Raw genomic sequence first — 24,043 nt, 5'->3', positions numbered from 1 at the left:
TCGACGAAGTAATCAATGCTCTTTGAGACGCTAAACTTCTTCATAAATTTCCAATTTCATTACAAAAGCTACAAAGTCTGTTGCAATTAGAAATAAATCATTACCAGGCGGACTTTCGTGATGGAAATAATAAATGTATTCGTAGTCAGCCTGCCGAAGGCTCATACATATAATATCTCCTAATTCGCCATCACAGATTGGTAATAGGCCAACGGGTAATTGTTCCTGAAAAGTTGAAAGAACTTGAGTTATTGATAATCCATTATTTCCGATAATACAATAAAAATCGCCAACACTTATTTTATTTCCCTTTAGCATAATTGGATTTACGTCAATACATTTCGCGCAAATAAGTTCTAAAAAGGAAAAAGCACCTATATCTATATATAAGTCTTTGTAAGACTGCGGCAAAAGCGAATTAAATGTTACCTCTATACTTAGAAAGGCGCTTTCCACTTGTTGCTTATGATCGGCACAAAAGAGATTCTTTTCAACTCCTCCAATTGACTTAAGCTTTTCAATCATGTTATTGTAATATAAACTGGCGTGAATTCGTCCCTTCTTGCGCTCGTTTTCAACGAGTGCTTAATATGGTTTGGCGATTGTATCGCCTGTGCGTTATAAACGCAAACCCAGCTACGCACTCGTTACAAACGAGCGCGAGCTTTTTTCTTCCCCTTTGCCTGTGTCCTCACGGGCAAATATCATCACAACACCATTTGCTCAAACAACCTGTTCAGCGTAGCCTCCGCATCGGCAGTCATACCCGGATGCACTTTGGACGCCTGTACCACCGTACTGCGTGTAGCCGTAAGCCAGCGGAAGCGTGAGGGCTGATCAAGCTGCGCTATTGGCCCTGCATCCTTTTCGCCATTGCAGATGCGCTCAAGCGAATTGATATTTTCCTTCAGGCAATCCAGGTCCAGGTCACCGCAAAAGGCAGCTAACCTTGCATCATCAGCCTTGAACAATACCTTTAAAAATTTTTGTTTGGGACAAAACAGGATCACCCCTATATTGATAAACTCTTCGCGCTCCACCCTTGGTACAACGCGGATTATGGCGTACTCAAATACCTGCATATAGGGCTTGTTTTGCGGCGTTAACAAATACTTCTGAAGCGGCCAACCGGGTTATCAAAAACTCGGCATATATATTCCGCACTTCGTCAGGCGTTTCTTCAAAATCGCGGTAGGTGATCCATTCATCGGGGATCAAGGCTACAATATCACGGATCTTTTCGGGTGTTAGTATCTCCTTAAATTCGACATCAACAATGTCAAGCTGGTTGGCGCGGGGCAGCAGCACATGGTCTTTCACCTGTAAAAACGGGCGGGTAGCCATTTCCTGCCAGTTATTCCATGAGTGATGAAAATACAGCGCGGCGCCGTTATCAATCATCCACAATTCTTTATGCCATATCAGCATATTGGTATTACGGGCGGTACGGTCTACATTGGTAAGCAAACAATCGAACCAAACTATTTGCGAAGCCAGTTTGCCATCAACAATAGTTACCGCCGGATCGAAAGTAATAGCGCCCGACAAATAATGCAGCGCCAGGTTAAGCCCTACACTAAACTTCAGCAGGTCCTGGATCTCTTCATCAGCCTCCGAACGACCAAATGCTTCATCTAAATTGGCAAATACCAGCTCAGGGACCTTGAAACCTAACAGGCGTGCTATTTCGCAGCCAATAAGTTCGGCAATGAGGGCTTTTACCCCCTGGCCTGCCCCACGGAATTTCAGTACATATAAAAATTCGTCATCAGCTTCGGCAATGGCCGGTAATGACCCGCCCTCGCGCAAAGGCGTTACGTAACGGATCACGTTAACGGTGCGGAGCTGTGGTGGTGTGTAACTCATAGCTGCAAATTTATTCAATACTTACATTACTGCCTGGTGTAGTAAGTATTTTGTGTGAAGCTTTTATTTTTTCCATCCTCTACATACGGCGGAACTTCATAGTATAAACCAAGAGTAGCTGAGTTCACTTTTATTATTTTAAATACCCTATCAGGTAGCCTGCTTTTTGTTTTGTCGTTATAATCTGTTACTGTATCGTTTGTAAGCGTTAACGTTCTACCGGAAATACTGAAGTTGAACTTTTCATAAGTAAATAAATTGTTCGTACTTGTTCCGGTGCCATCTTTATTAAATTGTTTAAATTGTATTAAAGGATAATTTGCAATAGTATCATAGCCAGTGCGTATTCCATCTGTATAATCTATTTCGGCTATTGAAGTGGCTTTCCAATTGCCAATAATAAGAGTTGTTACAGGAATATCTTTGGACTGATCATTTTTTTCTTTCTTGCAGGATGCGATAGCCAACGCTAAAATTGCCGGCAACAACAGGTTTTGTCTCTTCATTTGTTATAAGGTTTTACGAAGTTAATATTTAATCAGCAAAACCACTCATGGAAAAATCTCAAGTACCTATCATCAGGGTATATTAACAGAGCGGGTAATGAACCCTATCCACCAACAACATCCTGCCAATCCTAAAAATCACGGTTCAGAAAAATAATATTACCCTCCCCGGTCCCTGCTGACATAGGGCTGTCATTACCCCTCCGTTATTTTACATCATAAAACAAACAACAACACTTATGGACACTTTGAAATCGTTATTGCAAGAGATGGAGCAGGAAGCTCAAACTACCGAAAAAATGCTGAGCCGCATCCCCGACGATAAATACCAGTGGAAACCGCACCCTAAAAGCATGACCATTGAACAGCTCTCGACCCACATCGCTGAATTACCTACCTGGGTTACTATTACCTTAAATACCGACGAACTGGATTTTGCCACTGTACCTTACGAGCCTAAAAAAGTAAGCGGCACTGCCGATTTGCTGAAATTATTTGAAGACTCATTGGCCGATGGCTATTCGAGCCTGCAAAAAGCTGATATCAGCACGTTTGATAAAATCTGGACACTTCGTAACGGAGAACAGATCCTTAATCAGCGGACAAAAGCAGAAGTGATCAGGATGACCTATTGCCAGATTGTACACCACAGGGCACAGTTGGGAGTTTATTTGCGTTTGCTGGATATCCCGATACCGGGCAGCTACGGGCCAAGCGCGGATGAGCAGGGTTTCTGAAAAAACAGGAGTAATAAGATCAGTTTTAAATACAAAAGCAAAGCAGGCAAAAGCGTGCTTTGCTTTTGTATGTTTTTGCACTCAACTACGGTGCTTTGACAGCTTGCCTGTATTTATTTCTTCAAGGAAGCCATTTTCATTAATAGCATATCGGGCCTCAGAGGTATCGGTATCTATCTTGTAATTAACGGTCTTTACTTTTTTGTTCCTGATCTTTTTGCCAAATATGAACATCGGCAAAATGAAAACCGCAAGCAGGACTACAACTTGTAACAGGGTTGTGTACATAACGTCTAACATAAAAATTTAAGTCTGATTGGTACCCATATAACGTTATCGGGAGAGAAATGGTTCGCCTTTTTAATGTTATTTTATACCCATCATGTGTACATACAGCTAAATGTGTGCCATACTTATATCTGACGCTCTGTGTTACCGTAATATTACATTTATGCTGATATTTAATTGATTTATAATTAAATGCACCAAACACTGCGCTATCATATTGATAATAGAGCCTATCGTTTTGAAATAAATAATATACAGTACAGATTAGTGATTTTAGTACAGTGGCGAAGTATCGTAAAAACGCGGAATTTGATGGTTTAAGACTTATCAAACCATGTCATATCTATGGCGCTTTTTATTTGTTTTTAAACAGCCTCTGAAATGGACAGGATTTTAAATAGCCGGAGATATTTCAAGAGAAATCCAATAAATCCGAATAATCCGCCCAAATCCCGGTTCAGAACATGGGCGTTGCCTGCGGCCCGTGCTATGCGCTCATACTGCACAGGCATTAGCCACAAGGCCGGTATCCGCTCCTATCACTAACGCCCCCCGCGCACCATCTTTAAATGTATTTTACAAATTATTACGATTTTTCCCGGGAGGGCCGTGGTGGTTATCCAATGACATAAATTACAAAAGCGTTCGTGAGGACACCAGAAGTGTTCGGAAGATTTTTAATTCCCTCCCCTGGGAGGGGTGCGGCTGGATTTCGTGGTGGCAGGGAGGGGTTTATACTTCATTTCGGGCGAATAAGTCTGTGAATGAAACCCCTCCCAAGGGAGGGAATCGCACAATCCTCGCTTTTTTTTCTTCCAAACACTTCTGGCGAGGACACGAACGCCGGGTAATGAATTAATTTAATCTCCCCGATCCGTGTCCCCACGGATCGCCTGTCATCTGCATCAACAGTAAGACCAGCTACAAGCCGTAAAAAGCAGCCGCATTCGCACCAAAAAACAACTCTTTCTCTGACGCAGAAAGTCTTTCGGCATACAGGTTCATTACCTCCATTGTTTTTTCATAGCCTCCGGCCAGCAAACATACCGGCCAGTCGGAGCCGAACATTACCCGGTTGATACCGAAAGCGTTGAATACAATATCAATATAAGGGATAAAATCAGCTGCCGGGGTGTTGTCCCAGTCGGCTTCGGTAAGCAGGGCCGATACCTTGCAGGATACATTGGGATAGCTTGCCAGCTTTTCGATATCCTGCTTCCATCCATCAATTTTTCCGGCTTTGATGTAGGGTTTGGCCATGTGGTCGAGCACAAACTTTTGATCCGGAAATTCGGCAACCAATTGCGCGGCATACGGCAAATGGTTAGGGAAAATGAGGATATCATAAGTATATCCGTGTTTACCCAAAGCGGCGATGCCTTTTTTAAACGCCGGATCAAGCATGTATTGCTCGTCGGGCTCCGACTGCAGGATATGCCGGAAGCCTTTAAGCTTTTCATATTTCTTAAAATGATCCAGGCGGCCTTCCAGGTCATCGGCTTTCAAATCTATCCAGCCTACTACCCCTTTGATGAAGGGATTTACGGATGCCAGATCTAACAGAAATTCCGTTTCCTTTTCCGACTGATCGGCCTGGACGGCGACACTGCCATCCATGCCGTGTTTTTGCAGTACAGGTAACAGGTCTTCGGGATAAAAATCCCGCCCTATTACCTGCATGTCTTCAGTGATCCAGCTGTCCCTTATCGGGTTGTATTGCCAGAAATGCTGATGTGCATCAATTTTTAGCATAAGCTATCAGGTTTTGTTTTGATTCGCCAAGGCCTTCTATTCCTAATTCTACTACGTCGCCTGCTTTTAAGTAGATCGGCGGCTTCATCCCTAATCCAACACCTGCAGGTGTACCTGTCGAGATAATGTCGCCCGGCAGCAGGGTCATGAACTGGCTGGTATACGAGATCAGGTGCGGCAGGTTAAATATAAAGTTTGAGGTAGTACCGTCCTGCATGGTTTCGCCGTTAACTTTTAGCCACAGGCGCAGGTTATGCGGATCGGCAATTTCATCAGGTGTAGCTAAAAACGGACCAAGCGGTGCAAAAGTATCACAGCCTTTACCTTTATCCCAGGTACCATTGCGCTCCAGTTGAAATTCGCGCTCGCTTACGTCGTTGTGCAGTACATAACCGACAACGTAGTCCATAGCCTCGGCTTCTTCCACATACGATGCTTTTTTGCCGATAACCACAGCCAGTTCCACTTCCCAATCGGTTTTAACCGAGTTTTTAGGGATCATGATGTCATCAAACGGGCCAACAATAGCGGTGGTTGCTTTCATAAAGATCACCGGCTCGGGTGGCAGCGGTGCATTGGTTTCTTTAGCGTGATCGGCATAGTTAAGGCCAATACAAACCAGTTTTGAAGGGCGCACGATAGGACTTCCTAAGCGTACATCATCGGCAACTTCGGGCAGTAAGTTATCTTTTATAAAATCAGCAAGGCGGCTAAGTCCGTCAGTTTCAAAAAACTGTTCGGTGTAATCTTCGCCAAAGGCCGATACATCATATCTTTTATCGTTTTGTATAATTCCCGGCTTCTCTTTCCCAATCTCGCCAAATCGTATAAGTTTCATATTGTCGTTGTATTAGTTTGTTATCAGTTTAATAATTGTATCGTTAGGGTCGGTTGCCACGCCGCTAAGATATACAAACACGCCCTCGGTTTGTTGTTTAAATTTCACCGCGCTGCCATCGGCCAGTAAAGCGGCTTTAGTTACTTTTCCTTTTAATTGCGGAATGAAAACGTAGGGTTGTTGCGGTGCTGTCATCACATGCACATACAGGTTTTTATCTTTCTGAGTGATTACTCCCCATGGCTGTGCCGGGATACCGCTGCCGCGGGTACCGTAAATCGCTTCGCCATTTTTTTGTACCCAGGCGCCAACAACAGCCAGCGTATCGGTAAATTCAGGCTGAATTTTTCCGTTTGGCATCGGGCCTATGTTCAATAAAAAGTTCGCATTTAAACCGGCCGCGTTAACCAGGTAATGGATAATGCGTTTAGATGACTTAAAACTCCTGTCGGTAATGTTAAAGCCCCAGCTGTTGTTGATGGTTTCGCAGGTTTCCAAAGGTAATGCACCTATTTTTGATTTACCGCTGAAGCCGGTTGTATTGGCTCCGGGCAGGTCTTTCTCAAACATCTGGAAATCTTCGCCCTCTTTTGGCTCAAGGTGATGGTTATTGCCTACCAGTATAGCAGGGTTCAGTTTATGGATCAATCCGTAGATCTCGTCATAATGCCAGTTAACATCACGCTCCCAGTGGCCATCAAACCAAATGCCTTTAACGCCGGGGTATTTGGTAATGAGCTCCGTAAGCTGCGCTTTCATGAAATTGATGTAGCTGTCCCAGTCGCCATTTGCGGGCTTGCCGTCAACTATCGGACTGCCGTAGGCGTAATCTTTACGGCCCCAATCCAATAGCGAATAGTAAAAATGCAGTTCGATGCCTTCCTTAACGCATTCCTGCGCCAGTTCCATCAAGGGATCTTTGTGGTAAGGCGTAGCATCAACAATATTGTACGGCGATGCTTTAGTACCAAACATGCTGAACCCGTCATGATGACGCGAGGTAACGGTGATATACTTCATGCCGGCTTTTTTGGCAAACATCACCCAGTCGTGGGCATTAAAAGCCTGCGGGTTAAAGAAATCGGCCAGGCGTTTATAACTATCATAAGGGATATGTTTTTCGTTCATCACCCACTCGCCCGCGCCCAGTTCACTATAAATACCCCAGTGAATAAACAAGCCAAATTTCATATCCTGGAAGTTTTGCCTTGCAGCAAGGTTGTCGGCCGTTGGCGTGTAGGTTTGAGCGCCCGCGCGTACGGCGCCAAGCAACATACCCATTAATAATAGCTTTTTAATCATATCAAGTCAGGTTTAATTGTTCAGGGTGATAAAGCCGCCATCGATAGGGTAATCGGTACCGGTAATGAAACCAGCCTCGTCCGAACACAGGTATAGAGCCAAAGCGGCTACCTCTTCCGGTTTGCCCATCCTGCCTATCGGCTGGCTTTTAGAGAGCTTTTCGAAGATCTCCTCTTCCCTGCCCGCATAGTTTTTAGCAATAAAGCCATCCACAAAAGGAGTATGCACCCTTGCCGGTGAAATACAGTTACAACGGATGTTATCATGGAGAAAATCACGCGCTACTGATAAAGTCATGGCATGGATGGCGCCTTTACTCATGGAGTAAGCAAACCTGTCGGTAATACCAACGCTGGCTGCTATTGAAGCCGTGTTGAGGATCACGCCGCCGCCATTGTTTTTCAATACCGGGAGAGCTGCATAAAGACAGTTGTAAGCACCTTTAACATTCACATTAAATACGCGCTCAAAATCTTCGGTGCTGGTATTATCTGCCCTGCCAATATGCGCTATGCCCGCGTTATTGATCAGGATATCTATCTTACCTATTTTGGTAAAAGTATCAACCACTTGCTGCTGGTTACTAACATCACACGCATAGCCGGTTGCTTTGCAACCTGCCGAAGTTATTTCAGTTACGGTATCGGCTGCCGCCTGGTCATTTAATTCGATGATATGGACTTCGGCACCCTGTTGTGCAAATAATACGGCCATAGCTTTACCTATGCCGCTGCCGCCGCCGGTTACAATTACTGATTTATTGGTTAGTTTGAACATAAGCCGCCTCTAAATCTCCCCCGGAAGGGGAGACTTTTTTGTTTTTAATGGTTTATTAAAAATATTTTTTATTCTCTCTCAATGTATTATCCTCCTTCCGGCAAGCCGAAACGAAACGGACTTAAATTAGTAAACGATAAATTTCACTGGCGATGGCCCATCCCGGTTTTCCAAACATTTCATCGTCCAATTCTTCAATTGAACCTAAAAACAACAATTGTCCGTCTTTTGACATGGTTAACTTATCACTAATTTGATTATAATCATCCTTGTTAAAACTATGCCCGTCTTCTATTGTTCCTAAAATGCATCCGTTGCAAAATTGTCCTCTACTTTCATCTTGTTGGCAATGTAAATGCATACAATAGTTAGTTGCAGCTTTAGCTTCCGCTATACTAATACCATAATCTTCTAAAGCTATATTTAAGATATCCTCATAATATATCTTTGTCACTATATCATAAACTGTTAATCGCCTGCCTTTTAATATTGGCATGCCAAAACATATGTTTTTATTACAGACGATTAGCTTTTCGTTCATAAAATCAATTTTGCATTGTAGTTGTTTTTACATCATGCCAATCAAAAGCCCTCTCCCTTTAGGGGAGGGTTTGGGTGGGGCTACAACGACACCCCTCTCTTCCACGGAATAAAATCATCCTGGCCAAGTTTTACCGATTTTGGTTCTGCTTCGCCGCTGGCTACTTTTATCACGTAATCCAGAATCCGCTCGCCGGCCTGGTGAATGGTCTCAGAACCTTCAATAATGGTACCGCAGTTAATATCTATAATATCGGGCATGCGCTCAAACATGGCCGTATTGGTTGATAGTTTGATGACCGGGGTAACCGGGTTGCCTGTAGGCGTACCCAAACCTGTGGTGAATAGTACGATGTTGGCGCCTGCACCAACTTCGGCAGTGGTGCTTTCCACATCGCTGCCGGGGGTACATAGTAAATTCAAACCCGGTTTGGTTACTTTTTCCGGGTAGTCCAATACCGCTGTTACCGGTGAAGTGCCACCCTTTTTCGCCGCACCGGCCGATTTGATAGCATCAGTGATCAATCCATCGCGGATATTACCCGGCGATGGGTTAGCATAAAAGCCCGATCCATCCGCCTCTGCACGTGCATTGTAAGTAGTCATGAGGTGCATGAAACGGTTAGCGGTTTCAACATCGATACAACGGTCGCTCAGTTCCTGCTCCACACCGCAAAGCTCAGGGAACTCTGAAAGGATCACGGATCCGCCCATGGTAACCAGCAGATCGGATAAATAACCCAATGCCGGGTTAGCCGAAATGCCCGAAAAACCGTCCGAGCCGCCGCATTCCAAACCAACGCACAATTTTGACAACGGTGCAGGTTGACGGGTAGCTTCATTGGCTTTCACTAAACCCGCGAAGGTTTGCTTCAAAGCTTGTTTTAATAATTCGCTTTCGGTACCTACTTTTTGCTGTTCCAGTACAACCAGCGGTTTACTGAAATTGGCATCGCGTTTGGCAATTTCATTTTGCAAAATGCTTACCTGCGCATGCTGGCAGCCTAAGCTTAATATGGTTGCGCCGGCCACGTTGGGATGGGTAACATAACCGGCTATTAAGCCGCAAAGTGTATCGGAATCCTCACGCGTGCCGCCGCAACCCATACTATGGCTCAAAAATTTAATGCCGTCGATATTTTTGAACAAGCGTTTAGAGTTTGGCTTATCTTCGGATGCCTGGATATCAGCGTTCAAAATTTCCTCAACAGATTTACCGGCCTGGTAAAGTTCCATCAACTGCTCCACATCGCCCTCGTAGCTTTTGGCTTTTTTGTAGCCCAGCTTATCAACCAGTGCTTCCTTTAATACGTTGATATTCCTGTTTTCGCAAAAAACCATCGGTACCACAATCCAGTAGTTACCTGTACCTACCGAACCATCGGCACGGTGGTAGCCCATAAAGGTTTTGCCTTCAAAGTTAGCCGTATCAGGCTGGTGCCATTGTAGTTTGCGCTCGCCAAGGTGAAAACCTTCGGCCGCGTGGTGTACATTTTCGGTAGTTAACAAACCACCCTGCGGTATGACGGCCGAGGCTTTGCCTACCAGTACGCCGTACATGTAAATTTCCTTGCCTACCGGCAGCTCGTTAATGGCGAATTTATGTTTAGCTGCTACTTTATCTACCAGTGTAAAAGTCTGTCCATCAAACGTGATAACGGTTCCCTGCGGCAGGTCCTGTAAGGCTACGAGTACGTTATCATGCGGATGGATCCTTAAATATGTTTCTTTTTGTGTTGACATTATTTGTATATGATCGGTCCTTTTTTTAGTAAGGACAATATTTTTTTGCTTATTGCTGAAGCGTAAGTTCAATTACCGGAATTTCATACGGCGGTTTTTGTGCAGGCAGCGTTAACTCCAGGTCGTCACCGCTGCCCTCCTTATATAAAAGCTCCGAGCTGTCATTTAAAAACTGCGCGTATTTGATCTTGCCTTTGTAACCAGGCAAAACCAGCTTGCCTTGCGGATAGTTAAACAAATGTATATACAGTTTACCGGCGGCTTTGTTATAAGTAAGCTTGGTTCCCTCGGGTATTTTATAAGTATCAGGAGCAAACGTGCAGTTGTATACCGATTTGCTGTTGGCGTGCATCCAGTAAGCCAGGCTATCCAGCGCGCGGGTAGCACGATAGTCAAACTCGCCGCGGGCGGTTGGCCCTACATTCAGGATCAGGTTGCCGCCATTGCTTACCGAAGTAATTAACAGATCGAGCAGTTGACGATGGGTTTTCCAGGTATTTTCATCACGGTAGTACCCCCATGAGCCCGAAAAGGTTTGGCAGGTTTCCCAGGTCTTGCCGCGGTATTTAGCTAACTCGGCGGTGCTTACCTGTTCAGGGGTTTCAAAATCGGCGCCGTCTTTATACTCTTCCAGGTTAAGGCGATTATCTACAATGATGCCTGGCTGTAACTTCCTGATCAGCTTAAGCAATTCAACTGATCCCCAATCGTCTTTACCTTTACCATGCCCATCCTTACGGGGGAAAGAAAAATCAAGCCAAAGGATATCGATTTTACCATATTTGGTTAACAACTCGGTGATCTGATCGGGCATATACTGGCGGTATTTGGCCATATCGCGTCCTTTGTTCAGCTTAGCGTATGATGCATCACTTTTATCGGCAGGTGACTGCGGATGATGTTCATCTATTATGTAATCGGGATGGTGCCAGTCTAACAGTGAATAATAAAAACCCACTTTTAAACCCTGTGCCCTGAAAGCGTTCACATATTCACGTACCAGGTCGCGTTTGGCTTTGGTATTGGGAGCTTTATAATCGGTAAATTTTGAATCGAACAGGCAAAATCCTTCGTGGTGCTTGGTGGTCAGCACAGCATATTTCATCCCTGCCGCTTTGGCCTGCTTTGCCCATTTCTGCGGATCAAAAAGATCAGGGTTAAACTGGTCGAAATATTTCTGGTAACCGGCGTTATCAATTTTCTCGTTATGCTTTACCCATTCGTGACGGGCAGCCTGCGAGTATAGGCCCCAGTGAATGAACATGCCGAAGCGGTCGTCCTTCCACCATTCCATGCGTTTCTCTTTCTGGGCATCGGTTTCGGTGCCTATCATTTTTTGCGCAAATACCGATGGGGCCATCAGCAACACAAACATCAGCAGTAATTGTAGTTTCTTTAGCATAACTATTCTATTTATAAGGAGAAAATTTTGTCCATTAAAACCCATTTTGCACCCGCGGGCGCATTTTTTACCGGCGACTGATATCCCCACATCAAATCTTCCCATTCCTTTACTTTAGGGTTTGCCGCATCTAAAGCTGCCGATTTTTCGAAACTGAAAGTATCATCAACCTCCATGATCATGAACATGCGGCTATCAAAACGGTAGATCTCCATTTTGGTGATTCCTTTGGCGATAATACTGTCATGAATTTCGGGCCAAATAGCCTGGTGATATTTTTCGTATTCGGCAATGAGCGCCGCGTCATCTTTCAGATCGAGGGTTAAACAGTATCGCTTACTCATAGAATAGCTCTCAAAAAAGTTTATATCGGTAATACAAAGAAATAAGGTTTGCAGGTAAATAGTTATCGGGAATTAAACAAAATGTTCAACTATTTTGGCATAGATCAGAACCATGCTTTTCAGGATTAAAGGATTGTCCTGATTTTTTCTGAACCGGGATTTTCAAGGAATCTATTGGGTGAACCGGCTTTTTTTGAATTGTTTAAATGGACAAAATTTAAATATTTCGACTATCATCCCGGCAATCCTTAAATCCCGAAAATCACGGTTCAGAATCAATCAAATCCTAAATATTCCTTTTGGTGTACTTCTACCGAGCCGGAGATATTATCATGATTAAGGAATATTACGATATGGAAAAAATCATTATCAAACAGATAGATGTCGTTTTTAATATCAGAGCCGTGGAGTTTCATGATCAGGCCCATATGTTTTGCCTGGCCTATTAAGTTAATGATGTGTTGCGGTGTAGAAGTGGTATAGGTAACGGTACGCAATATAGCCCCGCTGCTTAGCTTGCTGTTAACGCCTATTACAATGGTTTCTTCCTTATTATCCGGCCCTATCCTGTTCAGGTGCTCAATGCTGTTGCCATTAACATCCTGGAGATACTGGCGCTTGAATTTTTTTCCGAGGGTAAGATAGTTGTGTGCTTCGGCGTTTGAAAGATTGGAGATATTTGCCAGATCATTAATGGTTATGCTTTGGGCAAATAACGTTGCGCTGCAAAACAACAATAAGGCAATTAACAGGGTTCTCTTCATTTTTTAACTTACCAAATATACTTTTTACTATTTAAAATAGTCGCCGGGATGATAGCTGCGCTGCGCATGGTTTAAAACATCTTTTTTGTAAAACAGCACATCCTTAAATTTGCCGTCAATAATGCCCTGTTCCTGATCGGTGAAGTTTTTTGATGCAGGGTCAAAAGAGCTGCCGCCGTTTACGATGCTTTTAGCCCTTAACTGTGTACCAAATTCCACAACAGCGATAAAACTATTGCCCGAATATCCATACCGCTTGTTGGTGTTCATAGTGCGGCTCTGGAACGATGGCAGCTGTCCAAAGCCCGATCCAGTTAAACCAACCGGGATACTGGGTTTGTTATCATCAAAGGTAATGCCATCATCCGGGCGCTGGTAACGGTTCATCTCTCCCCACTCCACTTTCCAGGTGCCAAAACGGCTTTGCAAATTTTGAAGTACATCGTTTAACCAGGCCAACTGCTGCGCCGGACTTATGGTTTTAACCAGCGTTTGAAAGCGCCGGGTAATAAAAGTGCTTTCCAGATCGGTTTGAGGCGGCGGCAGCGCTTTCATCATCAGGGCGCCCCATTCAATAGCAAGCGAACTGGCTACAGAATGGATAGCGGTATTCCTGTCCCACTGCTGCAGGACCTTTATTGGCCCGGCAAGTGATTGTTTAACCGAATCGGGAGCTGCGTCATATGCTTTAAAAAGTGAGGGCAACAGATCATCAAAAGCGGCCAGGTAGTGGTCATACCCTTTGGCTACCAGGCCATCAAGCGTAAGGTTTTTCGCATCTTTTAAAATCCTGATAGCAGTTACCGCCCGGTAGTTTTCACCGTCGGGGGCCATGTAAACCGGGTATTTACTTTTATCCGGACTTGACGTGCCCGACGCCGTATACGGCGTTGAATTACAGTTCTGGATCCAGCCGGTGGCGGGGTTGGTATTGGTAATGATCTCGCTCAGTTTGTGGATACCCTGCCATTCGGTAGCTGATGTGCTGCCATCAACCGGCTGGCTCCAGTCATACTTAGGGTTGCGTTTAGGAATATAATTGCCATACCAAAAAATGATATTCCCTTTATCATCGGCATAAACAGTGCTGTTTGTAGCGTTTGATACCATGTTCATGGCCTTTTTGTATTCGGCCAGGTTATTGGCTTTGGTGATCAGCCATGACTCAACCAGGGCATTGTATGAACGGTTGTTGGCTTTAAGTGCCAGCCATTTACCATCCCTTGCACCCAGCACCGGGCCATGATGGGTATAATAGCCTGTTATAGAGCGCTGTTCAATCTCATCGCTATGCTTTATTTTGAAAGATAGTTCGCGGGTGATAACGGGCCTTAGCTTACCATCATATTCGTAATACCATTTACCATCCTTTTTGCTCACCTTTTCGGCGTAAAGATCGGCCACATCGGCATAGGCACTGGTATGCATCCATCCGCAATGCTGGTTAAAGCCCTGGTAAATAAAAAACTGGCCCCAGGTAACGGCCCCGTACGCATTAAGGCCTTCATCGCTTACCAGCTCAACCTCACTGCGAAAATAGAACGGCACATGCGGATTGATATACAACAAAGCATGGCCCGATGCCGATTTGGATGGTGCTATAGCAAAGCCATTTGAACCGGTTTCGCGCTCGTTCACCATATCATAAACATTTTTTGCAGGCTGGCTGATCACCGCGCCAAGTTTTTCTGGGGCGGTGCTGTAAAAGTCTTTGGTTTCATTTAGTTTAATCCCCCCGGTTTCGGTAGCGGCAACGCTGCCATCGGTAAACATCAACGCGTACCAGGGTTCAAAATGTTTAAATACTTTGGGTTTTACTTCGGGATGTTGGTATAGGTAATAATTAATGCCATCGGCAAAAGCGTCCAACAGCTTCCGGAACCAGGGAGCGCTTGTTTTATAATCTTTAATGGCGTCGGCGCTATCGGCAATCAGTTGCAGCTGCACGTCGGTATATAAATTAGCTTCGCCGTCAACCTGGGCCTGTTTGCCTAACTGGTAAAGGTAGTTACGTTCAATGCCTTTAAAGTTATCTTCGCACTGGGCATACATCAATCCGAAAACAACAGCTGCATCTGTTTTTCCATAAATGTGAGGAACTCCCCAATTATCCCTGATAATGGTTACTGACTTTGCTAATGTTTTCTCCCGTTTTATTTCCTTTTGATTAATTTTTTGAGCAAAAACCAAAGCAGGAAGAAACATTGAAACAATAATAAAATTTGCTTTTATAGTAACAGCAATTTTACCAAACAATTTATCCATATAAATGTGAAGTAAACGAGGCTTTTTAAAGATTTTGAGGTAAATTTGGAGATTAATTCATAATAATTACATAGCAGCGCCGTTTTTATTCAAATATTTACAATCGGCTTTTTTTGAGGTAATTATTTGCTGTACTTTAAAACTGTACAGTTAACATTTGATAAATTTCGTACCGGTTTCCACTCCGGTATCCGAATATAAAGAGCTTGGGTACGCATTTAAGATGATATCTGAGATTTAGTTGATTCAATATCATTTGAGACGTGATATTGTGTGCGTTCCGGGGTGAGATACGGAACGCATTTTTTTATCTGCTGCGCATCATTTTACTTTGTGTCATTTTGCTTCGCGTCATTAGGTCATTTACCTTGAGTCATTTTGCTTTGCATCATTAAGTCATTTGTTTGTATTTCATGGCTCAATAATTCCAAAAAACAGCCGCATATCGCCTTTCAAAATGACTCAATGACGCGTAGCAAAATGAAGTAAAACAAAATGACGCGAAGCTAATGACGCGAAGCCGATGACAACCATTGGTTTCGGTACCACGCCATAGCTAACAACACCATGCGGTTATAGGTTTCGAGGCCCTGGGGCTGGTTGTTGGCTTTCAGGAAATTATCGTAAAAAATACTGCTTATAGCACCCAGCTTGTTTTCATAGGCCAGCCAATAATTGCGCTCGGTGATATAATCGCTGCGTACATCTTTGCTGATGAGCGCTTTGAGTTCTTTATGAGCAAGGGTATCACGGGCACCAAGCGAATGCATGAATTCCTGCACGGCGAGATGATATGCCGAATAACGCAATAACCTGTCGTGCGATTTTACGGCGATGACAAAACCTGCAAAATCAGCTTCATCTTCGGCCCCATACCCCATTTGGTGCGACATTTCATGACATACCACAAAGGGCCGGTTAAAAATGGGCATCTGGTAATTTACCTGAGCTTCGGAGGTAAAAGGGTTATAATAGCCCGACGTACCGATATAATTTAATAGGGGCGTCAATATCGATGGTTTTATATCAGGACTATAAGCCCTGAAATTAACAGAATCTTTACTGAGTACGCCGATGGCATGCCGTGCTGTATTATAAATATGGGTATTACTTTGGGTCCAGTCTGCCGGTGTGAGCCGTGCACGGGTAACGTTGGCGCTGTCAATCAGGATGCGGGTTACGGCTTTAAGATCGGCGGTTGTAAAAGCCGTGTCGCTGAGCCCAAGCCGCTCGGAGGCCGGCAGCCTGAAATAGTTCATTCCCCACAACAAATAAAAAGCCACAATGCCCGCCTGGATACCTATAACCAATCCTAAAAAAAGTCTCCCCGCCATTTGGAACCTTTTTTTAAACAGCAGGGCAATTAGCCTGATCACCGCATAGATCAAATAAATAACCACGGCTATATATATAATGTCGCCAACACTAAACGGAAATATGTTTAAAATGGAATGAAAAACCCGGCAAATAATAATGTAAAAACCATTGGCATAATAACGTTCAACAGCGGCCGGATGATCAGCAAACAGCATCAGCAAAAAAATAGCCAATGCCAATGATATTATCGCGATGATCCTTTTTAGTACAGGTTTTTTGTTGGTTGGGTAGCGCATTATCTAAGGTAAATATAGCGCTTTAGGGTTCAGGTTTAAAAAAGAATGCTTTTGCGCGCTAAAAACCCGGGTAATAGAAAAAGCCCCCTTGGCAGGAGGCTTTCAAAATTGTGAAAAATAAGGTTACTGAATATCATTTACTTACAGACACCGGCACTACAATCTTATCCCAGAACATGCAAAAGCTTTTTGCATCAACTGTATAAACTAATCTTTCGTGCATCGGCGCGGCTTTGGTTTTTACGTTTACACGCAGGGCGTCTTTTGACTCATCGTATTTAAACGCGCCCCATTGTTTGGCCACTTTGTTAAAGATAGCTGTCCAGGTACCGTTTTCGGCAGGGACCAGGAAGAAGCTATAAGTACCCGCTGCCAGTGGTTTACCCTCAACTTTGATATCTTTTGTTGTTGTAAAAGTTGTGGCCTCGTTAGCACCTGCACGCCATACTTTACCGTAAGCTTCAAGACCTCCCCAAATTTTACGGCCTTTAACCGATGGGCTGCCATAGTTAATAGTAATAGTTGAACCAGCCGCTGTACCGCTAACGCTATCGCGCGGGCTTGCTGGTTTGTCCTGGGCAAAGGTTACCGCTGATACTAATAAGGCGAAAGCAAACAGGAATGCTGCTTTAAGCTGAAATGATTTTTTCATAAGATTTCTCATAAATTGTTTAATATAAAGATAGATTGAAATTTGGTTTAAAAACAACTATTCGTTTAAATACCTTCGAGAGGTGATTTTAACACATAAAACACTGAAAATAAACACCTGATGGTTAAACTATTTTGATTTTATATTGTTTAATAATTGAAAGATCATATTGCAATTAGGAATCGACCGGAGGGATTCATAGCCCAAAGGTTAAACAATTGTTGTGGTTTTTTTACCCTGCCTACCATGGCAGGGTTTTTTATGCGCCGGCATCATTGTACCTTATAAGTTAATATGCTCCGTCCTATATTGCCTGCTTCATCAATACCCTCCATCACCAAACGGTAATTACCTTTGCTATCTGCATTAAAAAAATCAAACAAGGCATTGCCATCTTTGTCGGTTACAATATCGGGGTTCCAGTATATAGCGGTTCTTGCGTCAGGTTTCTTATCAGCACCTGTTGATGCTTCATAAACCGGTGAATAAAAGGTACGGGCTTTGTAAAAACCCCTTGCTGTAAAATACAGTAAGCCTGGCGACATCACATTATTTGAAACAACCGGAGCTTGAGTTTTCCGCATTTTGAGTACCAATACCCCATTTGCCCCCCTTACACCATAAATGGTAGCATCGTTATTTTTTAACACATTTACACTTTCAACATCAGCAGCATTGTAATTATCAATACTTGTTCCGGCCGGCAATACGGTATCATCAACTACGATCAACATTGGCCCTCCCTGCATGGCCGGGTTCACCTTATCAGCCAGGTAGGGTACGCCTTGTCTCAAAACAACACCATTTAAACGGCCCTGCAACCCGTTTGACAGGGTGCTTTGGTCTCGCAGGTTATTTTTCCCCAAAACCTCTGCAGTAAGTTTACCGGCATTAATACCTCTTTCATTAATAGTAACCGCATTAAGTGCCCTGCTATTCGCATCAGCTATGTAAACCGGCTGTTGCGTTGTTTTATCAAAGCCCGCACCGTTTACCCCCTGTGCCGGGCCCATCAAATCTCCGGTTTTAATATTTGTTAATGCCTTTGCCTGAGAAATGGATATTTTGGTATTACTTTTCCCTTCGGCTGTTTTAGCCTGGATCATGAACGGGGTTTTATCATCATAAACCAGATTTTTGAAAGTAAAATTACCATCCTGATCGGTGGTTTGTGTTAATAAAGCCCCGCCTGCCTGCGGCATCAGGGTTACCGTACCGCCATCAACCGGCTTCCCCGAAATTGTTTTCACCTGGCCCGATACATCGAAACCGTTTTCGGCAGTATACACTGCGGCAGTGTTGTTATCATTGAGCACTTGCTTCCACTCAAAGTGGCGGTACCCCTGGGTTAACATCAATACATCCAGGTTAAACCGGGTATCATTGCTAACATCAGCAAAATAATAATTGGGTTGCTCAATTGCCCCTTTCAGATCAGAAGTTAGCAGCAGACTTGATAATATGCTATTTTCATCATCTCCGGTTACAGATGCTTTACCGGCATCAATAATTGATGCTGATAAATAGCTTTTTACCGCCTCTCCATTTTTGTTTTTAGTATTGATAGCAATATGCACCTTTCCTCTTACCGGGTATAAAGGTTTATCGCTAACAGATGTAATCGTTAACAGGTCGGGATTTTGGATAAATACCAGGCGCTCATTCAATGGTTCGCCCTGCTCCGAAAAAAGCGTTACCCGGGTTATACCTGTTTTAAAATCTTTTTTATTAAGATTTAGGTCGAGCACCTGGTTATCAAGCACGGTTTTTACCGAGCGGATACTACCGGCCGAATAAATAATTATACCTATTTCTTTGTTCTTATTTTTAAGGTAATAAGCTTTATTGGCATTTATTTCAATGCCAAGTTTATCCGGATTATCATTGTTAACCATCAATGTGATCCCCTCGTTATCGGCTTTCGGTAAATCAACTATCGCTTTGGTACCATCGGCATATGTTAAATCAGCTTTATAAATTTTACCTGCTTCGGCAGTAATAAATATAAGCCCCATGCCCAGGTGTTTCGATTCAAACCTGGTTACTTCGGCATTGGTGTTATCAACCACAACACCTTTAACATCAAGCCCCGGCCCGTTTGCACTTACAGCTTTAAAGGCCAGTTTGGTTGGTATACCGTTTACAAAACTTCCCCCTTCCGGAAAAAAAGCGATGTTAGGTTTACCTGCTTTAACCACTAACGCTTTATTGCCCGCAAATGCCCTCCCATTGACGTTTACCTGCCGGTCAAATAAATTCTGCCCGTTATCGATCATCCACTTAGTATACGCCCTGATACGATAGGCCCCTCCGGGCAAGATACCGGGAAGGCTAAAATCACCTGCGGCCAAGCCATTAACCACTTGCAGCGGGATTGTTTGCAGCAGAGAATCGGAGGGGTTAACCAGGTCGACATGCAACATGCCGCTTAACTTTGAAGGCTCATGCTGTTCGCCCAGGGTTACATATGCTTTGAAATATACGGTATCGCCTGCATTGTAATTAGGTTTATTCAAATGCAGGTACACTTTTTCAACCGCTTTATTGGCCGATAAAGTTTGCAGGCGCGATACCACAGCATCTAAAGAAACGGAAGGTGAAACCGGTTTATTATTTTGTGAAAAAACAGGCACAGAGCAATACCATGCCGCTAACAGCGATAAAACTATCTTTTTCATAAGCGGGATAATAGCAGGTTAAACTGGTTATATAATGGCAATTAAATATAAGTATTTATTTGCAAAAACACTCATTTTAAATTAGTTATACCCCTTGCAAAACCGCGCCTGCTATTGCGTCAGTTCGGCATCCTGCTTCATTTCTTCCCAGTAGAGTGTTTCAAGGTAAATACCGTTTTGAATAGCTACACGCGCACGTATTTTTTCTAATTCGGCTTTCACTTCTTCATTGCTGAGCTCCCTACCCAGCGAATGGTAATAAATGGCGTAACCTGTTTTGCTGTTTACGCATTTATAATGCTTTTCCCCGGCTTTCATAATTGGATTGACTAATATAAATACAATACTGCAGATGGCAGGATTGTTTTAATTAAACTTAAATGTTACACAATTTTCTTCATTCAATATACGAGTTTCTTTTCACTTTAAATCAACAAGTTATAATATCATTAATTTTGTTTTATTACATTGGCCTAACTATTCTTAACATTAACTTAACATTTGGCATCATATTAATGGTTACTTTTATCCGCTGAATAATTTATAGTGACATATTTTAAAATCCGCTTAATATAACTACTGTAAATTCACGACTGATAAGACAGATCAATGAAGAGCACTAACTCAAAATCGATATTTCCGAACTCAAACCAGGTTTTTTACGATTTGTTCAACACTGCTGTAGCCAATGTTACCGAAATGGCCAGGCTGTTGGATGAAGCCGTTAACGCCTCAACATCATACGAGCAAAAGTTTAATTTTGCTCATATTGATAAGCTGAAATTTAAGAGTTATGAGATAACACACAGGGTATTTTCAGAATCGGGCCGGACGCTGATCTCGCCATTTAACCGTAAGGATATGTGCGACCTGGCATCGGCAATTGATGACGTAGCTGACAGGATCACCATGGCCGCCCGCAGGATAAATCTTTACAATGTCCCCGCTATCACGCAGCCTATGGTAGAGTTATCGGCACTGATTCTTAAAACCAGTACCGAGCTTGAGAAAGCTGTTAACGCGATGAATAACCTGAGCAAATCGGCAGAGATTTTTGAACTTTGCAGCAATATCAAAAAACTGGAGGCCCAGGCCGATTCAGTTCATAATAAAGCCTTTGCCGACCTGCTCAATAACGAAAACGACCCAATCGAATTAATTAAATACACCGACGTTTTTGCAGCCATGGAAACTGCAACCGACAGCTGTGAAGATACAACGCTGATCATTGAAAGTATTTTGATCAAGAATGGATAACCTCACCCACCCCTCTCCAAAGGAGAGGGCTTTAAATAGAATATTTTAAACAAAAAAAGCGATGATAACTCATCGCTTTTTTGTTTTTAAAGTCCTCTCCTTTGGAGAGGATTTAGGTGAGGTTATTTCCCTTTATCAGTTTGAGGGCCATTGTCACCTCCATTATTATCCTGATCATTGTTTCTTTCTTTTTCCCGCTCCTTCTTAAATTCAAGCTTGCCAAACTTATAACTCAGGCTTATGCCGAACGACTGTACCGGTACCAGCCTCAGGTTGGTTGAATAAAAGTTGCTGCCAAAGGTTGATGAGCTTTGACTCACATATTTGGCAAACGGATTGGTAGCTGTAAGCCCAATACTGGCTTTTTTGTTCATGAACATTTTGCGCATGGCGAAATTGTAAAACACAAATTTGGGATTGGTACCCTGGATGCCCTTTTGCGATGAATTGTAGTTACCAAAAAACTCGGCGCTCAAATCATGACCAAAGCTATATTGCGCGTTGAGGTTAAGGCGATACGCGAAGGCACTTACATTGGCGAAACCAGGGTTGGTGCTGCGCCTGTCGCTAAAAATCATATTGGTACGCAGGCTTAGTTTACTGGTTACCGGTACCGAAGCATAAATATTGATACCGGTGCGCTCTTCCGAACCTATATTATAGCGCTGGTTCAATGACACATCGGTATAGGTAGTGCCGTTTACATCAAACGTAGAATAGAAGGTAGTGAACTGCTGGATATCATCGGTATTACGGCGATAGAAGGCCGCTATGTTGATATTGGCTCCCTTATCATATGATTTGTTATAACCCAACTCAAAGTTGTCGCCCTTTTCGGGTTTAAGATTTGGGTTACCGGTGCTGATATTATGCGGGTCGCTGATGTTCAGGAAAGGGTTCAGGTCGCCATAATCAGGGCGCTGAATGCGGCGGGTGTAGCTTAATTTAAGTGATTCGCCGCCGTTTCCAAACTTATGAGAGAAAACCAATGATGGCGCAAGGATATTATAAGATGGGATATTTACACCCTGAAAATCGGCTGTAGTAGTGGTATACTCATCCCTTAAACCAGCTTTCACATCCAAAAACTTATCAAATAACGATGTTGATGCCGACAGGTAATAGGCATACACTTTACGGTCGTAAGTAAAACCATAGGTTTGGCTTGGGTTAGGCACAAAGGTATTACCGCCAAAAAGCGTATCCGTTATAACGTTGTTGTTAATATGATTAAATACAAGCTTGCCGCCTGTTTCCAGCGTAAAGTTTTTGCTTACCGGCTGGGTATAATCAACAGAAATATCGGTCTCCCTGTCCTTACCCGGATTGTTGTTGGAGATACCGGATGAGGTTATGCCCGAATCATAATCCTGCCGCTGGAACGAACTGAACGAATTACGGCCAAAACTTGATGAATATAATACATCAAGCTCCTGTCCTTCTTTGGCGAAAGTTTTTTTGTAATTCAAACTTACATCGGTTGAGTAGCCACTGAATTTACTGCTTGAGTTACGGATACTCCTGATATCAGATATCGGGTTACCCGCTGCATCAACCTCGCTTTGACCCTGGTTGGTAATTCCGTTGCCATGGTTACCGAAGTGGTTAAAACCTACGCCTGCGGTCAGCTGATCTTTAGGGGTAATATCCCACGAAAAATTGATCCCTGATTCGTAACCATTACGTTTAAAGTTATTACTTCCCTGCTGGAACAAGGTAGTTTTATTATTGGCCGAATCAGTTGATACGCGGTTACGGGTATTAGGTGCATTAGTATTAATTTGGGCATTACCGCTAAAAAAAGCATTAACACCAAAATTGCCTTTGCGGGCATTCAGGTTAAATGAACCGTTTTCTCGGCGGGTACCTGCCGATAGGTTAACGCTGCCGTTAATGCCCTGCACTTTGCTGTCTTTCAGGATAATGTTTACGATACCTCCCGTACCGGCCGCGTCATACTTAGCGCCCGGGCTGGTAATCACCTCAATACTTTTGATCTGGCTGGCCGGGATGCTGGCCAAAGCATCGGCAAGGCTGGCCCCGAAAATGCTTGATGGTTTGCCATTGATCAAAAAACGGATATTTGCGTTGCCCTGAAGCTCCACATTACCATCAATATCAACCGTGATCTGCGGTACTTTTTTCAATACGTCAATAGCTACGCCGCCCTGTGCACTTAAATCGTTCTGGGGGTTGTAAACCATTTTGTCAATCCTGTTTTCTACGGTAGGTACTTTGGCAGTTATGGTTACGCCTTTTAGTTCATTAGCAACCGGAGCCAATTTGATTTCGCCCAATGATACGGTTCCGTCTTTAACCATTACATGTTCGATAGTTGCTTTCTGGTAACCTAAAAATTCGGCGGTTATTTTATACTCCCCGGCGGGGATGTTATTTATGCTAAAATTTCCTTTGGGATCGGTGCTGATGCCATTGAAGGGTGAAGCAGCGCCTTGTTTAAATACAGATACGGTGGCATAGTCAACCGGCAGCTTGGTAGTGGCATCGGTAACTTTACCGGTGATTTTCCCCTTGGCTCCGGGGACAGTTTGGGCGTGTAAGGTGGTTATAAAAATAAAAGAAAATAATATCAAAAAAACAGACTTCATTATAAAATACGGGTGTTTGGAACCACAAATTTTATAAGAAAGATTGGATTAAATCTGAATTAAATGGTATTGAAGTGTATTTGTTACAATATGTTTTTGTTATGTATATA

The 24,043-nt window shown here is 43.4% G+C and carries 22 protein-coding genes; 2 read left to right on the top strand and 20 right to left on the bottom strand.

What is annotated here, in order from left to right; all coding sequences use genetic code 11:
* Positions 1-30: 30 nt before the first annotated feature.
* The 4 genes from ACP26M_RS01145 to ACP26M_RS01130 form a co-directional block, all read right to left on the bottom strand.
* On the bottom strand, positions 31-525 hold the full coding sequence (locus ACP26M_RS01145) for an SMI1/KNR4 family protein (protein WP_426585399.1): 495 nt from the start codon (positions 523-525) through the stop codon (positions 31-33).
* A 182-nt stretch (positions 526-707) separates the two neighbouring features.
* Positions 708-1,082, bottom strand: a complete 375-nt coding sequence (locus tag ACP26M_RS01140) for a DUF3037 domain-containing protein (protein ID WP_090528220.1) — start codon at positions 1,080-1,082, stop codon at positions 708-710.
* Positions 1,069-1,866 carry a HipA family kinase gene (locus ACP26M_RS01135; RefSeq protein WP_426585398.1) on the bottom strand — a complete coding sequence of 266 codons (798 nt, stop codon included), beginning with the start codon at positions 1,864-1,866 and terminating at the stop codon, positions 1,069-1,071. The genes ACP26M_RS01140 and ACP26M_RS01135 overlap by 14 nt, the downstream gene beginning before the upstream one ends.
* 26 nt (positions 1,867-1,892) lie before the next feature.
* Entirely contained in the window at positions 1,893-2,372 is a 480-nt protein-coding gene (locus ACP26M_RS01130; RefSeq protein ID WP_426585397.1) for a hypothetical protein, read from the bottom strand.
* Between the two features lie 239 nt (positions 2,373-2,611).
* On the opposite strand from ACP26M_RS01130, the gene ACP26M_RS01125 reads away from it, so the two are divergent.
* Positions 2,612-3,109, top strand: coding sequence for a DinB family protein (locus tag ACP26M_RS01125; RefSeq protein WP_426585396.1), 498 nt, complete (start codon positions 2,612-2,614; stop codon positions 3,107-3,109).
* An 81-nt stretch (positions 3,110-3,190) separates the two neighbouring features.
* Here ACP26M_RS01125 and ACP26M_RS01120 read toward each other — a convergent pair whose 3' ends face one another.
* The 15 genes from ACP26M_RS01120 to ACP26M_RS01050 form a co-directional block, all read right to left on the bottom strand.
* The gene (locus ACP26M_RS01120; RefSeq protein ID WP_091166886.1) at positions 3,191-3,397 is read right to left on the bottom strand and encodes a hypothetical protein; all 207 of its coding nucleotides are present in this window, start codon (positions 3,395-3,397) and stop codon (positions 3,191-3,193) included.
* 921 nt (positions 3,398-4,318) lie between these two features.
* A complete protein-coding gene (locus ACP26M_RS01115) occupies positions 4,319-5,149 on the bottom strand; it encodes an amidohydrolase family protein (protein WP_426585395.1) in 831 nt (276 codons plus the stop codon).
* A complete protein-coding gene (locus tag ACP26M_RS01110) occupies positions 5,136-5,987 on the bottom strand; it encodes a fumarylacetoacetate hydrolase family protein (RefSeq protein ID WP_426585393.1) in 852 nt (283 codons plus the stop codon). Before ACP26M_RS01110 ends, ACP26M_RS01115 begins: the two co-directional genes overlap by 14 nt.
* 12 nt (positions 5,988-5,999) lie before the next feature.
* Positions 6,000-7,289, bottom strand: a complete 1,290-nt coding sequence (locus ACP26M_RS01105; RefSeq protein WP_426585391.1) for an alpha-L-fucosidase — start codon at positions 7,287-7,289, stop codon at positions 6,000-6,002.
* A gap of 12 nt (positions 7,290-7,301) precedes the next feature.
* Positions 7,302-8,066 (bottom strand): SDR family NAD(P)-dependent oxidoreductase, encoded by a 765-nt coding sequence (locus ACP26M_RS01100; RefSeq protein ID WP_426585389.1) that lies wholly within the window; start codon positions 8,064-8,066, stop codon positions 7,302-7,304.
* Between the two features lie 121 nt (positions 8,067-8,187).
* Positions 8,188-8,607, bottom strand: coding sequence for a DUF433 domain-containing protein (locus tag ACP26M_RS01095; protein WP_426585387.1), 420 nt, complete (start codon positions 8,605-8,607; stop codon positions 8,188-8,190).
* 80 nt (positions 8,608-8,687) lie between these two features.
* Complete coding sequence (locus ACP26M_RS01090) at positions 8,688-10,349, bottom strand: UxaA family hydrolase (protein WP_426585385.1); 1,662 nt, start codon at positions 10,347-10,349, stop codon at positions 8,688-8,690.
* 49 nt (positions 10,350-10,398) lie between these two features.
* On the bottom strand, positions 10,399-11,751 hold the full coding sequence (locus tag ACP26M_RS01085; RefSeq protein ID WP_426585383.1) for an alpha-L-fucosidase: 1,353 nt from the start codon (positions 11,749-11,751) through the stop codon (positions 10,399-10,401).
* 11 nt (positions 11,752-11,762) lie between these two features.
* Positions 11,763-12,095: an L-rhamnose mutarotase gene (locus tag ACP26M_RS01080; protein WP_426585381.1), complete on the bottom strand. Its 333-nt coding sequence runs from the start codon at positions 12,093-12,095 to the stop codon at positions 11,763-11,765.
* A 275-nt stretch (positions 12,096-12,370) separates the two neighbouring features.
* The gene (locus ACP26M_RS01075; RefSeq protein WP_090528258.1) at positions 12,371-12,859 is read right to left on the bottom strand and encodes a hypothetical protein; all 489 of its coding nucleotides are present in this window, start codon (positions 12,857-12,859) and stop codon (positions 12,371-12,373) included.
* A 27-nt stretch (positions 12,860-12,886) separates the two neighbouring features.
* Positions 12,887-15,124 carry a penicillin acylase family protein gene (locus tag ACP26M_RS01070; RefSeq protein WP_426585379.1) on the bottom strand — a complete coding sequence of 746 codons (2,238 nt, stop codon included), beginning with the start codon at positions 15,122-15,124 and terminating at the stop codon, positions 12,887-12,889.
* A 506-nt stretch (positions 15,125-15,630) separates the two neighbouring features.
* The gene (locus ACP26M_RS01065) at positions 15,631-16,737 is read right to left on the bottom strand and encodes a DUF3810 domain-containing protein (RefSeq protein ID WP_426585377.1); all 1,107 of its coding nucleotides are present in this window, start codon (positions 16,735-16,737) and stop codon (positions 15,631-15,633) included.
* 133 nt (positions 16,738-16,870) lie between these two features.
* Positions 16,871-17,389: a DUF2911 domain-containing protein gene (locus ACP26M_RS01060; protein WP_090528267.1), complete on the bottom strand. Its 519-nt coding sequence runs from the start codon at positions 17,387-17,389 to the stop codon at positions 16,871-16,873.
* A gap of 272 nt (positions 17,390-17,661) precedes the next feature.
* Positions 17,662-20,067, bottom strand: coding sequence for a TonB-dependent receptor (locus tag ACP26M_RS01055; RefSeq protein WP_426585375.1), 2,406 nt, complete (start codon positions 20,065-20,067; stop codon positions 17,662-17,664).
* A gap of 111 nt (positions 20,068-20,178) precedes the next feature.
* Positions 20,179-20,385: a hypothetical protein gene (locus tag ACP26M_RS01050; RefSeq protein WP_090528273.1), complete on the bottom strand. Its 207-nt coding sequence runs from the start codon at positions 20,383-20,385 to the stop codon at positions 20,179-20,181.
* Between the two features lie 291 nt (positions 20,386-20,676).
* Here ACP26M_RS01050 and ACP26M_RS01045 point away from each other — a divergent pair, with 291 nt between their 5' ends.
* Entirely contained in the window at positions 20,677-21,324 is a 648-nt protein-coding gene (locus ACP26M_RS01045) for a DUF47 domain-containing protein (protein WP_426585372.1), read from the top strand.
* A gap of 122 nt (positions 21,325-21,446) precedes the next feature.
* Here ACP26M_RS01045 and ACP26M_RS01040 read toward each other — a convergent pair whose 3' ends face one another.
* Positions 21,447-23,933, bottom strand: coding sequence for a TonB-dependent receptor domain-containing protein (locus ACP26M_RS01040; protein ID WP_426585370.1), 2,487 nt, complete (start codon positions 23,931-23,933; stop codon positions 21,447-21,449).
* Between the last annotated feature and the right edge of the window lie 110 nt (positions 23,934-24,043).

This window comes from Mucilaginibacter sp. R-33 (assembly GCF_049949235.1).
Taxonomy (GTDB): domain Bacteria; phylum Bacteroidota; class Bacteroidia; order Sphingobacteriales; family Sphingobacteriaceae; genus Mucilaginibacter.
The sequence above is the reverse complement of the archived record's forward strand: the minus strand, read 5'-3'. Positions and strand labels throughout refer to the sequence as shown.